Annotated in this window: 6 protein-coding genes; 3 read left to right on the top strand and 3 right to left on the bottom strand. The window is 56.3% G+C overall.

Annotated features, from left to right (window positions below; translation table 11 throughout):
- The first annotated feature begins 52 nt into the window (after window positions 1–52).
- The gene (locus ACOSDM_RS08700; RefSeq protein ID WP_420724120.1) at window positions 53–556 is read left to right on the top strand and encodes a flavin reductase family protein; all 504 of its coding nucleotides are present in this window, start codon (window positions 53–55) and stop codon (window positions 554–556) included.
- Between the two features lie 4 nt (window positions 557–560).
- Here the strand turns inward: ACOSDM_RS08700 and ACOSDM_RS08695 are convergent, their stop codons facing one another.
- Window positions 561–1,946, bottom strand: coding sequence for an L-serine ammonia-lyase (locus tag ACOSDM_RS08695; protein WP_420724119.1), 1,386 nt, complete (start codon window positions 1,944–1,946; stop codon window positions 561–563).
- A 36-nt stretch (window positions 1,947–1,982) separates the two neighbouring features.
- Window positions 1,983–4,262, bottom strand: coding sequence for a penicillin acylase family protein (locus ACOSDM_RS08690; protein WP_420724118.1), 2,280 nt, complete (start codon window positions 4,260–4,262; stop codon window positions 1,983–1,985).
- 157 nt (window positions 4,263–4,419) lie between these two features.
- Between ACOSDM_RS08690 and ACOSDM_RS08685 the strand changes: the two genes are divergently transcribed.
- Together ACOSDM_RS08685 and ACOSDM_RS08680 are read left to right on the top strand one after the other, a co-directional pair.
- Window positions 4,420–5,289, top strand: coding sequence for an alpha/beta fold hydrolase (locus tag ACOSDM_RS08685; RefSeq protein WP_420724117.1), 870 nt, complete (start codon window positions 4,420–4,422; stop codon window positions 5,287–5,289).
- 59 nt (window positions 5,290–5,348) lie between these two features.
- Complete coding sequence (locus ACOSDM_RS08680; RefSeq protein WP_420724116.1) at window positions 5,349–5,810, top strand: hypothetical protein; 462 nt, start codon at window positions 5,349–5,351, stop codon at window positions 5,808–5,810.
- 23 nt (window positions 5,811–5,833) lie between these two features.
- Here the strand turns inward: ACOSDM_RS08680 and ACOSDM_RS08675 are convergent.
- A partial coding sequence (locus tag ACOSDM_RS08675) for a LamG-like jellyroll fold domain-containing protein (RefSeq protein ID WP_420724115.1) occupies window positions 5,834–13,827 on the bottom strand: 7,994 nt, incomplete at its 5' end.

The raw sequence follows: 13,827 nt of genomic DNA, 5'->3' as shown, positions 1-13,827 counted from the left end.
CGCGCCATGTTATGCCCGCGCAGACGAATTAATTCTAGGAAATTACAAAGCCATGACCGGGACCGAAAACATAACTTCCGCCGCCTTTCGTTTCGCCTGTGGGCGGTTCGCCACCGGGGTGACGGTGGTCACAGTCCAGGAGGAGTCTGGGAAGCGCTGGGGGCTGACCGTCAATTCGTTCTCCTCAGTGTCGTTGGACCCGCCGCTGGTGCTGTTTTCGATTGATCTGGGGGCAAATTCCTATGCGGCGATTACTGCCGCCGACCGGTTTGCGATCAATGTCCTGTCAGCGGAACAACAGACCATATCGGATCGGTTCTCCTTTGTTAAGGATGAGGATCGGTTCAAAGATGTTCCCTTGCTGACCGGGGAGGCGGGGGAGCCCCCGCTGCTGAAAGGTTGTCTGTGCACAATCATTTGTGATCGCGACAATACGGTTCCCGGCGGCGATCACACGATTTTGATCGGACGGGTGCGGCGCATTGTGGTGACTGAAGATAAGACCGCCCGGCCCCTGCTATATTATGCCGGGTGCTATGCCGGATTAAAGGTCTGACAGATCAACATTCAACGACATTGACGGCCAGCCCGCCCTGGCTGGTTTCCTTATATTCGGAACGCATGTCTTCACCGGTCTTTTTCATGGTTTTGATGGCGGCATCCAGGGGCACGAAATGCGTTCCATCGCCCTTCATCGCCAGGGAACAGGCATTCACCGCCTTAACCGCGCCCATCGCATTGCGTTCGATACAGGGGATCTGAACCAGCCCGCCAATTGGGTCACAGGTCATGCCCAGATGATGTTCCAGGGCGATTTCAGCGGCATTTTCAATCTGCATATTCGTGGCACCCAGGGCGGCAGCCAAGCCTGCAGCGGCCATAGCGGAGGCTGATCCAACCTCTCCCTGACATCCGACTTCCGCACCGGAAATCGACGCATTGTGCTTTATAATGCCCCCGACCGCAGAGGCTGCCAGCAGGAAGGTGCGAATGCCTTCCTGGTTCGCATCTGGAATGAAAGCCTCATAATATCGCATCGTGGCTGGAATAATGCCTGCGGCACCATTGGTCGGGGCCGTCACAACGGTTCCCCCCGCGGCGTTTTCTTCATTCACCGCAATGGCATACAGGCTGATCCAGTCCATAATGTCGTGATAGTAGCGCCGGTTTGATTGCCGGTTTTTTTCCAGTTCCTGCAGGATCGCCTTGGCCCGTCGCTTTACGTCCAGCCCGCCGGGAAGGCGCCCATCCTGACCCAATCCGCGATTGATACAGGCCCTCATGACGCGCCACAGATTGTCCAGCCCGCCAATGACCTCTGCTTCGGGGCGCACGGCGCATTCATTCTGTCGCTTCATCTCAGCAATGGTCAGACCGCTTTTCCCCCCCATTTCCAGCATTTCCTTGGCTGAGTTAAAGGGGAAGGGAACATCATCCTGTGGCAGGGAGCCCGCGCCCGCGCGGTTGGCCAATTCGTCTGCAGTAGAAACAAATCCGCCCCCGATGGAATAATAAGTTTCTTCGATCAGCATATCGCCCTGGGCATCGAAGGCGACAAAAATCATGCCATTGGCATGTCCGGGCAGGGGAGGACCGAAATCAAATACCAGATGGTCGTCTCGCTTAAACTGTATGGGATGCGTGCCGCCAAGGGACAATTGCTCTTCCGCATCGATTTTATGGACCAGTGTCAGGACGGTTTCCGGGTCGATGGTGTCAGGTTGCGCGCCTGCCAGGCCCAATAGCACGGCCCGGTCCGAGGCATGGCCTTTTCCGGTCCAGGCCAGGGATCCATGCAGGCTGCACCGGACACTGATCACACGATCCAGACTTCCTTGCTGGCGCAATCGCTCGACAAACCGGGCGGCGGCAACCATGGGGCCGACAGTATGTGAACTAGATGGACCGATCCCGATTTTGAAGAGGTCGAAGACGCTCAGAAACATGGTGGGGTCGGCTCCTTATGATAAAATACAAATGTGTTAAGGGGATAACCTTAGTAGGGCTCCGCCCTCTTGCGGGATATCTTCCGCGCGCCCGGGAATCCTGAAATAACGACCGTCGCGCCAATCTTTCAACAAATCTGCATAATGATCGGAGAATGGATTGCCCGATTGCCCCCCGGCCAGAGCAAACAAGCTGTTGTCCAGATTGCTGAGATCATAGATCGCGCGAAATCCTGCCCCGTGAACATGGGAAAAGGGGGTGTCGCCATCTCCGCCGCGACTTTGACCCCGGTTCAGCGTGTGGTCCCCACCGGATGTTTCAATCGGGCGGTTCCCCAATAAGGCGAGACCCGGAACCAGCGACAGCAATTGATGTTTCATAGGGGCGGTATGCATATCACCCCAATGCCAGTCCGCAACGGCGCTGCCCTGATCTTGAGAAAGCTTAAAAACAGCACGATCCAATGCAGTCGATAACGCCCATTTACAGCTTTCGACCGGGGTTGTTCGAATATCGTCACACCAGTGTGGCACCTGACCGAGGGCCAGTTCCGTGAAATCCGCATCCGCCCGCCAAAAATCCATGAAGGCGTCCGAACCCAGATCATCCTCCGCCAGGACACGAACAACTTCATTCAGCATGGACATGTATATGGCAGGCGCTGCCCGCTTGCGATCCATCGAAAAATCCCAGTCCCGCAGCAGTTGCAGGGCTTCTGCTGCCTGTTCGGTATTTGGTTCCGCTTTCAGAAACAAAGGAACCAGCCGTTGCGCCGCAATGGAGACACTATCGGTCTGGATAGACATACTGTCTTCCAATCGGTGATTTGTCGGGGTTTCAGCCAGACGTTCTTGCAGGCGCAGGGCGCGATACTCAGCCGGAAACCGGTCGGCAATCAGATAGGGATAAGACTCTGTGATGATGCGATTGTTTGCGTTGAAAATCAGGCCGTTATCGGGGTCATACAAGCCAGGCAATTCGGATGGGGGGACAACGCCATGCCAGGGATCATCAAACAGCGAAAGAGGGACCGTTCCGTCCTGACCCGGTGCGCGGATTGGCAGGCTGCCAACCACCTTCATTCCAATATGGCCGTCGATATCTGCGTAAAATATATTCTGTGCCGGATCGTCGAATTGTGAAAGCGCGTCCAGAAAATCCTGCCAATTTTTGGCCCGGTTCAGTTGATAGAGTGCTGTCGCCGCACGTTGCCGATCGGAAAATCCGGTCCAGATCATGGCTTTAGGCGTTTCCCCCAGTCTGGTGATGACTGGCCCGAAATCTGTTTCCCGAACAATGATATGAACTGGGTCACCGAAGCGGACGTGAATGGTTTCCGTGCGGGTGATAGCGGAACTGAGGCTGCGCTGGTCCAGGGTTATGGTGTCTTGCGTATCGGCATGGGTTGTTGTCATGCCCCAGGCGATTTTTCCATTATGCCCAAGAATATGGATCGGGACACCTGCGGCGGTTGCACCGACCAGGGTAAGGTCCGGAGTTTCAACGCGGGCCAGGTACCATTGGCCCGGAATCTGAAGACCCAAATGCGGGTCGTTGGCCAGAATGGGCTTGCCGCTTTCGGTTCTAGCGCCGCTCAGAACCCAGGCATTTGAGGCGTCGTATTGGGAAATCCACCCATCCCTGTTTTCGTCATTCATGGTTGCCAGGGAATTTCTATGGCGGGGCATCAGTTGCTGTGCTTTCTCCTTGCCCAGCAGGCCGATAAGGGCTGCGGTCTGGGCTTCTTTGAATGCATCGCCGGATAATTGCAGGGACATCAGGCGTCCCCATACCAGACTGTCGGCCACTGTCCAGGGTTCCGGCTGAAACTGGGTCAGTTGAAACTCGATGGGAAAGGGGTGCCTGTGCTGCGTCAGGTAGGCATTCACCCCATCGGCATAGGCCTGCAGGTCCTGGCGCTCCTCCTCGTCCATCAGGACCAGTTGCGCCTCTGCCTGGCGGTACAGCCCCAATTGGCGCATCAAAGTGTCATAGGGGAGCATTGGGCTTCCCACAATTTCAGCCATTCGGCCTGCGCCAATCCTGCGCATCGACTCCATTTGCCATAGCCGGTCCCGGGCATGCAGATATCCAAGTGAGCGATAGGCATCCCGCATGGTCTTGGCGCGAATTGTTGGAATGCCCCTTGTGTCGAACAGGATATCCACCGGGGCGGACAGGTCAGGCAACCGGGCGCTGTCATTGTCACTCGGCACGCTGCGCAATCCAGCCACCCACAGAATGGCAGCAAGGATCGCACCGGTGACTAAAAGGCCGCCGGTCAGAAAAATAATGAACCATTTTACCAAACGCATCGACTGCCCCATAGCGTGATGATTTTCATCCTGTTGTATTGTTTTAGCCTATTGAGCGATTGAATGCAGCCTTCGGTTTCGGCATGGTCATCTGGCGGCTGCGTCGTCATGGAGGATTCAGTTTGCGTGGGAATGCTCTGGAAAAGGAACCGCCCCTGTGACCACGAAAGCCCCTGCTTTTGCCGAAAAATCAGTGCGTTGCGCCCATGTCGGTGGATTTCATGACATGGTGTATTCTGATTGGGGTCCTCGGACGGGCGCCTATGCAATTGTTTGCGTCCATGGCTTGACCCGGAATGGCCGTGATTTTGATCGACTGGCGATGGAACTGGCGCGGACCGGGTATCGTGTTCTGGCCCCTGATATTGTCGGACGGGGCAGATCCGATCATCTGGGGCCGTTGGCCTCCTATGAGATTGCGCAGTATATCAACGATATAACCGTCATGCTGGCGGCCGAAGGCCTGCGCAATGTGGATTGGATCGGGACCTCCATGGGGGGGCTGATTGGAATGAGCATAGCCGTTATGACCGGACATCCCATAAAGCGGTTGCTGCTGAATGATGTTGGGCCACATGTGCCTAAAGAGGCGCTGCAGCGTATCGGAGATTATGTCGGGGTTCCCTGGCGATTCGACAGTTTTGATCTGGCCCTGAATCATGTGCGCCAGGCCTATGCGCCCTTTGGTCTGAAAACGGAAGAAGACTGGCGGTATCTGGCGGAATTGTCCCTGAAGCAGGAGGCCGATGGTAAATGGGTAATGGCCTATGATACGCGCATCGCCGACGCCTTTAAGAATACAGAAATCACCGATATCGATCTGTGGCCGTTCTGGGCACAGATTTCCACACCCACTTTGGTGCTGAGAGGGGAAGACTCTGATTTACTGAGTCGTGAGACGGCAGAACAAATGACCAGAACCGGTCCAAAGGCGGATTTGATCGAAGTTTCCGGATGCGGCCATGCCCCCGCATTGATGGATGCCTATCAGATTGGCCTGGTTATGGATTGGGTTCGATCTTCATGAAAGGAAGTCACAGGGTGTGTAAACTGCTGCGTCCATTGATGATTTTGGCATTCATATTGATGTCTTCTGGTCTGATTTCTCAACAGGCACAGGCGGATAGCCGCGATCGCGCCTTGCAATCCGTCAAAACCCTAACGCAAGATCTGATTGGTCATATCCAGGATGGCAGTGCCAGCGATAAGCAGATCTGGGCCGGGGTTCAGGGACTGACCGATGTTTTGCGCCGCTTTATCCTGTCAGAGACGGAAATCAGGGCAGAAGACAAGGTTTCCCCCCCGATAGGGGCGGCCTTGCGTCCGGGCGAGATTGAGGTTGCGGTCTCGACCCAGCCCGGCGCGAAAGAAGTCCCAATGTCCAGCGTCACAACGGAGTGGTTCAATGCCCAGGCAACCAAAAGTCAGGCCGCCCTGGACACTGTGCGCAGTGGGCTGGAACAAAATGTCGCCAATCCGGAAATGGTCCTGCGCCTTCAGGATGTGCTAAAGGCCCTGGATGCCGTGAACCGCCCTCCAGAGGGTTAGGGGAAAAGGCCTGATCCTAAAGATCAGACATTTTCCCCATTCTGGTTCTGGTCCTGCAGAATGCTGTTGATATCGATGTTGGTCACACCTTCCAGGCTGGCGACGGCGGTGAAGTGCGCGGCTTCTCCGTCTCCGCTGGTATTGACCATGACGGTGCTGTTGCCTGCGCCATCGTCTTCTATCTTCAGATAGTTGGCGATATCATCCACGTCATTCATGTTGACCACGCTGGAAACGTCCAGCCGATCACCCTCGGCAATGTTGAAGTCGGTGATGGTGTCTATTCCATCGCCAGGGCTGCCCAGCACGAAGATATCCGCACCATCCCCGCCGCTCAGCAGATCGCTGCCTTTGCCGCCATCGATGCGATTGTCGCCGTCATCTCCAACCAATGTATCGTTGAAGTCGGACCCCAGCATGTTTTCAAAGTTGGCGATCTGATCGCCAGTGGCATCGCCGCCGGTGACCGTACCACTTTCGAAATTGATCGTGACGGCCTCATCGCTATCAGAATAATCCAATGTGTCGTTGCCGGCACCACCGTCCAGGGTGTCTGCGCCTGCGCCCCCTTGGATGCGGTTATCGCCTGCATCGCCGGTCAGAGTATCATCATGGGCGGACCCAGTGATGTTTTCTATACCGGTCAGGGAATCACCTTCTGCGTCGCCGCCCGAAACAATACCGTTCTGGAAGTCGATGATAACGCCTTCGTCGCTGCTGGAGTAATCAATGGTATCGGATCCGGCACCACCATCAATCGTGTCGGCGCCAGTCCCACCATTGATGACATCGTCGCCTGTGCCGCCATCTATGACATCATCACCCACGCCGCCAAAGATCGTGTCAGATCCTGCACCGCCGTCGATGGTATCTGCCATGCTGGGGCCGTATCCAGTATCAACCAATGTGATGTCGTCCAGCATCATACCACGGCCGCCATCTACATCGGCATTTGAGTTCTCAGCGAACTCCAGCCGCATGCTCTCACCCGTGCCGGTAAACCGAACCGTCACTGTCTGCCAGTCCAGCGAGGAGTTGTTCTCCATATCATGCGTAAAGGTGCCCAGTGATGTCCCATTTGCCGAGACCAGCATTGAATTTACAGAGTCATCATAGCCGGGACGACCGGAATAGCTGAATGTCAGTTCATAGACGCGCCCGGCTTCGGTCTGAATATCCCGATAAATGCTGGCAGCATCCGCATAGATGTCATCAGGATCTGTATTCAATTCGATGTAGTTATGGCCGTCTGTTGCCGCACCAAAATTATCGGATGTATCCGAACGAACCTCAATTTTATCGGAATTTGTCTGCCAACCATCTGAAGAGTCATGGAAGCCATCATTCTTATCTTCAAAGGTCGTATGGAACATCTCCGTTCTATCGGCGACTTGTGTGGTTCCAGAAAATACAGAGTCACCAGTAACAGACACGGTATCGAAGAAGATGTTTACTTCTTCATCCGACGTCGTCTTGCCTTCGTAGTAACCGCCCAGCGTGATCGTGTGTTCCCCGGCAGGCAGGCTGCCCAGATCCAGGGTTATCGTCTGCCAGCCGCTGTCATAATCGCTGCCGCCATCGCCATCGCCTTCATATCGCATGACATAATCTTGGCCGCCTGCGCCTACCAATTGCCCGTCCACCGCAACCCGTACTTCTGCAGCCTCGTCGGATTCGGAATCGGCGGGGTAAACCATTCTGACCTTGAATGTCAGGGTCGTATTTTCTGTCGCATCGTCAACATTGATTGTTGTCGTCCAACCACCGGACATATCGGACACAGAATTGTTGTTCTGGCCCCCCAGGGTCACAGAAAGCCCACCGCCGGTTTCCCCATTTGATGCGCCGCTGGCACCGGATTCATAATATCCGTTGCTGGTTCCAAACACACCGTCTGAATAAGTGAAGGACCCGCTGCCATTGCTGAAATCTTCAGACAGAAGCGTGGTGGACCCCGTTGTGTCATCGCCTTCGGAGGAAACGGTCAATCCGGATGCCAATGTGGCGGGTATTCCATTGGTATGCATCGCCGCAATCTGCTCCGCAGACAGCGGTTGATCCAGAAGGGTCGGGTTATCAATCCTGCCGTTCAGATAATCCGTCAGATTGTTGGCGACATTATCGCCACTGTTGATTTGCGATGCCCCAAAGGTCCATGGATTTTCATTTTCCGACAGGTTCCAGTCGGAGGCGACGGAATCCACGGCGGTTCCATTAACGTAAAGCGTGACGGTTTCGCCATCCCAGGTGACGCTGGCATTTTGCCAGTCTTCGTAATTGATACTGCCGCCGCTCAACGTAAAGGATTCATCTTCCGTCTGAACGCGCAATTCAACAACATGATTGGAATTGATGTTCAGGTCGAAATGCCCGCCATCATCAAATCCTGACGAGTCCTTAGACGCCAACGTACCATTATTCCAGGCGATGAAATCAATCGAAAATGTGCCCTTGGTCAGTTCCATGGCCTCGGAATGAGGCACAACAACATAGTCGCCACTGCCGTCAAACTGTGCCGAATTGCCATTTTTCCCGGTACTGCTTCCCGTGTCACCTTTAGCCGTACCGGTAATGCCATTCAGGGAGTCCGTGACCGTTTCATTGCTGCCCCAGGTCGTGTCCTCCATCGCAAAATGGAAGATTCCATTGACGGGGGTCTCGACAATTTCAGGGGGGGCATTGGGATCGCCATCGCCATAGATCACGTCGTTGCCCGCCGAACCTACAATCGTATCTGCGCCTTCGGTGCCAATGTAAGTGCCACCTTGTACATCCGGCACCGTAACGGTCAGACTTTGCGTAATGCTTGCCGTGTCGGATCCGTCCGTCGATGTCGCTGTTATAGACAGGCTGAAATCTTCGGTCCCAACGGGGAATTGAACGGTTAGGCCATCCAGTTCATCTGCTGTCAGAATGACCGATCCATCCGCCTGAACGTCACCGGCGGAGAAGATGGCCCCATCCGGAATACTATCCGCGCTGATTTGAATACTCAGCGTTTCAGATCCATCAATATCAACCAGAGCGGACTGAATATTCAGTTCTGCGGTGAATGTCTGTAATGCGCCGGTCATGATGTCGGCGCTTGCCAGTTCTGCCCCATAGCTGTCGGTAACGGTTGCCGTGACGGTGTGAATGGCACCATCGGGATAGGTTACGGTCAGACCTTCAGCTTGTTCTGGTGTTACTGTCCATGTGCCGTCAGCATTCTTGGTGCCAGCCGAAAGGACCGCATTATCGGGCAGATCAGAAATTGTCAGGCTGGTCGAAGTGTCAACAGTCTCCGGAATGCTGTAGGACCCATCCCCATTGGCAATCACGCCTTCAGGCAGGGTGCTATACAGAATATTGCCGCCCAGCGTTGTCCCATCCATCTGAACGTTCAGTTCCTGTCCGCCGCCATTTTCCCAATAGACGATTTCAATTGGGTACAGGCCGTCTTCCGGGGCGTTAAAGCTGCCATTGCTTGTTTCAGGGCTGCGGTCGCTGACAAATTCTGTGACGGTTTCGCCACCAATTTTTAGGCGGAATCCATCATCGCTGGTGACGCTGAAATTATGACTGCCGGCTTCAATTTTGATATAGCCCACAATCTTAACAACAAAGGTGTCTGCAGTGGCACCAGTGGTGCCTGTTGCGCCGCTGCCATCTGATCCCAGGAACCCTCCAACGGTGCTGCCGCCATCATAGTCAACGGTTGTTGCCGTGAAGGAAACGTCTGGTCCCCCCGCTGCGATCAGGGCATCGGCGGCGGACAGGGAATTCATTGAACCATTGGTATCAAATATCTGTCCAGACAAGCCGCTACCCGCTGGCAGGTCATAAGGTCCTGTCGCGTTGGTAAGGCTATCCGAAAGGCTATCAGGTAGAGTTAGCGCAACAGTGACGGAGTCGATAACGGCAGTGCTGCCCGACAGGGTCAGGCTGGGTGTGTCTGCATCGGGGTCAACAGATACCGACAGGGTTCCAGACTGTGTCGCCGTGCTGCTGCCATCCGTTGAGGTGACCGTGACGGATAGATCAAAGTCCTCATCGGAATTGCTCGGCGGCGTGATGGATAGATCGGCCAATTGTGCGGGCGTTAGAGTTGCCTCGCCATCCGTGATGGAAATCTCGGTGGTGCCAGACATCAAGACGGCCCCGTCAGGAATATCCCCGATCGTAATACTCAGTGTCTCTCCGGAATCATCGCTGTTGGCCGTGATATTCAAGGCAATCGCGTGGTCCTCGGTACCACTGGCTGCACTCACGGTCATATTGGGTGTATCTGCAACCGCATTGACCGTGACCGGAATGGTGCCTTCGGTGGTTGCCGTGCTGGTGCCATCGGTGCTGGTCGCGGTTACAGTCAGGATGAAATCATCAGAACTGTTGGCGGGCGGTGTGATGGCCAAGGCCTCCAACTGGCCCGCCGTCAAGGTGGCAACACCTGCTGTGACTGCAATGGCGACACCATTGGCTGTCAGCGTCGCCCCATTGGGAATGCCGGATATCTCAACAGTCAGGGTCTCATCGGAATCAGACAATGCGGCGCTGATATCCAGATCAATTGCGCTGTCTTCATCCCCGCTGGCAGCGTGAACATCCAATTCCGGCGCATCGGCAACACCGGTCACCGTGATCGGAATGCTGCCAACCGTAGTTGCGGTATCAGTCCCATCGGTGCTGGTGGCTGTTACGGTCAGGGTGAAATCGTCGCTGCTGTTTTCGGGCGGCGTGATGGTCAGATTGGCCAGTTGCGCCGGTGTTAAGTCGGCGACGCCATCATTCACAGTGATAACTGTCTCACCAGATTTCAGAATAGCCCCGTCGGGAATGCCGCTGATCTCAACAGACAGTGTCTCGCTGTCATCAGTTAAGGCTGCCGAAAGATCCAGTTCAATCGCCGAATCCTCCACTCCCGAAGCCGCTTCAACAGAGAGCGTCGGCGCATCGGCCACACCGGTAACCGACACAGGCAGGGTCGCTGTTGTCGTCGCGGTGTCCGTGCCATCGGTCGATGTGGCGGTGACCGTGAGATCGAAGTCATCACTGCTATTCGCAGGCGGCGTGATGGTCAGATTGGCCAGCTGCGCCGGCGTCAGTGTGGCAACGCCATCGGTGACAGTAACCGCTTCACCATCGGCGGTCAGAATAGCCCCGTCGGGAATGCCGCTGATCTCAACAGACAGGGTCTCGGACCCATCGGTGTCGGTGAGGGCTGAACTGATATCCAGGGCAATGGCTGTATCTTCACTGCCGCTTGCCGCATCGACAGAGAGCGTCGGCGCATCAGCAACAGCATCAACGGTGACATCCAGTGTGTCGGTGACGGTGCTGGTATCGCCACTCTCACCATCGGTCGTGGTGACGGCAACAGAGAGGGTGAAGTCTGCATCGCTGTCCGCCGCAGGGGTAATCGTCAGCCCCTCGAGTTCAGCAGGCGTCAGGGTGACAGAGCCATCCTCATTGACGGTACCAGCCGATAGGGTTGCCCCCGTCGGAATATCACTGATCGTGATCGACGCGCTGTCACCGTCTTGAACACCGGTGACATCGATATCGAGTGCAATGGCTGTATCTTCATTGCCAGAGGCATCCGCTGTCGCAACAGTCGCCGCATCGGCCACACCGGTGACAGAGACCGGCAGGGTCGCTGTCGTCGTCGCCGTGTCACTGCCATCGGTGCTGGTCGCGGTCACGGTCAGGTCAAAATCATCGCTGCTGTTGGCAGGGGGCGTGATGGTCAGGTTCGCCAATTGCGCTGGTGTCAGTGTCGCAACGCCATCGGTGACCGTGACAGCCTCACCATCCGCAGTCAGAACCGCGCCGTCGGGAATACCGCTGATCTCAACAGATAGGGTCTCGCTGTCATCGGTCAGTGCCGAGGAGATGTCCAGGGCAATGGCTGTATCTTCACTGCCGCTTGCTGCCTCAGCAGAGAGGGTCGGCGCATCGGCGACGCCGGTTACGGAGACGGGCAGGGTGGCCGTTGTCGTCGCCGTGTCGCTGCCATCGGTCGATGTGGCAGTAACCGTGAGGTCAAAATCATTGCTGCTGTTCGCCGGCGGGGTGATGGAGAGATTGGCAAGCTGAGCCGGCGTCAGCGTCGCAACGCCATCGGTCACCGTGACAGCCTCACCATCGGCGGTCAGAACCGCGCCGTCTGGAATGCCGCTGATCTCAACAGACAAAGTCTCGGACCCATCAGTGTCGGTGAGGGCAGAGCTGATATCCAGGGCAATGGCTGTATCTTCTGCCCCGCTTGCTGCATCAACACTGAGCGTCGGTGTATCGGCAACGGCGTCGACGGTGACATCCAACGTATCGGTAACAGTGCTGGTATCGCCACTCTCGCCATCGGTCGTGGTCACCGCGACAGAGAGCGTGAAGTCTGCATCACTGTCCGCCGCAGGGGTAATCGTTAGACCTTCCAGCTCAGCCGGTGTTAGCGTGACAGAGCCATCCTCATTGACGGTCCCCGCAGACAAGGTTGCCCCGGCCGGGATATCGCTGATCGTGATGGAGGCACTATCACCGTCTTGAACACCGGTGACATCGATATCGAGTGCAATGGCGGTGTCTTCACTGCCCGCCGCATCCGCTGTCGCAACAGTCGCCGCATCCGCAACACCCGTGACGGCAACCGGCAGGGTCGCTGTTGTCGTCGCGGTGTCTGTTCCATCAGTGCTGGTTGCGGTAACAGTCAGGTCAAAGTCATTGCTGCTGTTGGCAGGCGGCGTGATCGTCAGGTTCGCCAGTTGCGCCGGCGTCAGCGTCGCGACACCATCGGTCACCGTGACAGCTTCACCATCTGCAGTCAGAACCGCGCCGTCTGGAATGCCGCTGATCTCAACAGACAGGGTCTCGCTGTCATCGGTCAGTGCCGAGGAGATGTCCAGGGCAATGGCTATATCTTCAGAACCACTTGCTGCTTCAGTAGAGAGGGTCGGCGCATCAGCGACGCCGGTCACGGAGACGGGAAGGGTGGCCGTCGTGGTGGCTGTATCTGAACCATCAGTGCTGGTCGCGGTAACAGTCAGATCAAAATCATCGCTGCTGTTGGCAGGCGGCGTGATCGTCAGGTTCGCCAGTTGCGCCGGTGTTAGCGTCGCAACGCCATCGGTCACCGTGACGGCTTCACCATCCGCCGTCAGAACCGCGCCGTCTGGAATGCCGCTGATCTCAACAGACAGAGTCTCGGACCCATCGGTGTCGGTGAGGGCTGAACTGATATCCAGGGCAATGGCTGTATCTTCACTGCCGCTTGCTGCATCGACAGAGAGCGTCGGTGCATCGGCAACGGCATCGACGGTGACATCCAGCGTATCGGTAACGGTGCTGGTATCGCCACTCTCGCCATCGGTCGTGGTGACCGCAACAGAGAGGGTGAAGTCTGCATCACTGTCAGCCGCCGGCGTGATCGTCAGCCCCTCGAGTTCAGCAGGTGTCAGGGTGACAGACCCATCCTCATGGACGGTCCCCGCAGACAGGGTTGCCCCAGCTGGGATATCGCTGATCGTGATCGACGCACTATCGCCATCCTGAACACCGGTGACATCGATATCGAGTGCAATGGCGGTGTCTTCTGATCCAGCCGCATCCACTGTCGCAACAGTCGCCGCATCGGCAACACCGGTCACAGAGACCGGCAGGGTCGCGGTCGTCGTCGCGGTGTCACTGCCATCAGTGCTGGTCGCGGTGACCGTGAGATCGAAGTCATCACTGCTGTTGGCCGGCGGCGTGATGGAGAGATTGGCAAGCTGATCAGGCGTCAGCGTCGCAACGCCATCGGTGACAGTAACCGCTTCACCATCGGCGGTCAGAATAGCCCCGTCGGGAATGCCTCTGATCTCAACAGACAGAGTCTCCGAGCCATCGGTGTCGGTGAGGGCAGAGGAGATATCCAGCGCAATGGCTGTGTCTTCACTGCCGCTTGCCGCATCGACAGAGAGCGTCGGCGCATCCGCAACGGCCTCAACAGTGACATTCAGTGTGTCGGTGACGGTGCTGGTATCGCCACTCTCACCATCGGTCG

The sequence above is a fragment of the Hwanghaeella sp. LZ110 genome (genome assembly GCF_048892525.1).
GTDB lineage: Bacteria > Pseudomonadota > Alphaproteobacteria > UBA8366 > Aestuariispiraceae > Pacificispira.
This window is presented reverse-complemented; position numbering and strand designations above follow the sequence as displayed.

What these genes read in the sequence shown, in the direction of transcription:
- ACOSDM_RS08700 (WP_420724120.1), top strand. Translation starts at nt 53, where the DNA reads ATGACCGGGACCGAAAACATAACTTCCGCCGCCTTTCGTTTCGCCTGT.
- ACOSDM_RS08695 (WP_420724119.1), bottom strand. Translation starts at nt 1,946, where the DNA reads ATGTTTCTGAGCGTCTTCGACCTCTTCAAAATCGGGATCGGTCCATCT.
- ACOSDM_RS08690 (WP_420724118.1), bottom strand. Translation starts at nt 4,262, where the DNA reads ATGCGTTTGGTAAAATGGTTCATTATTTTTCTGACCGGCGGCCTTTTA.
- ACOSDM_RS08680 (WP_420724116.1), top strand. Translation starts at nt 5,349, where the DNA reads ATGTCTTCTGGTCTGATTTCTCAACAGGCACAGGCGGATAGCCGCGAT.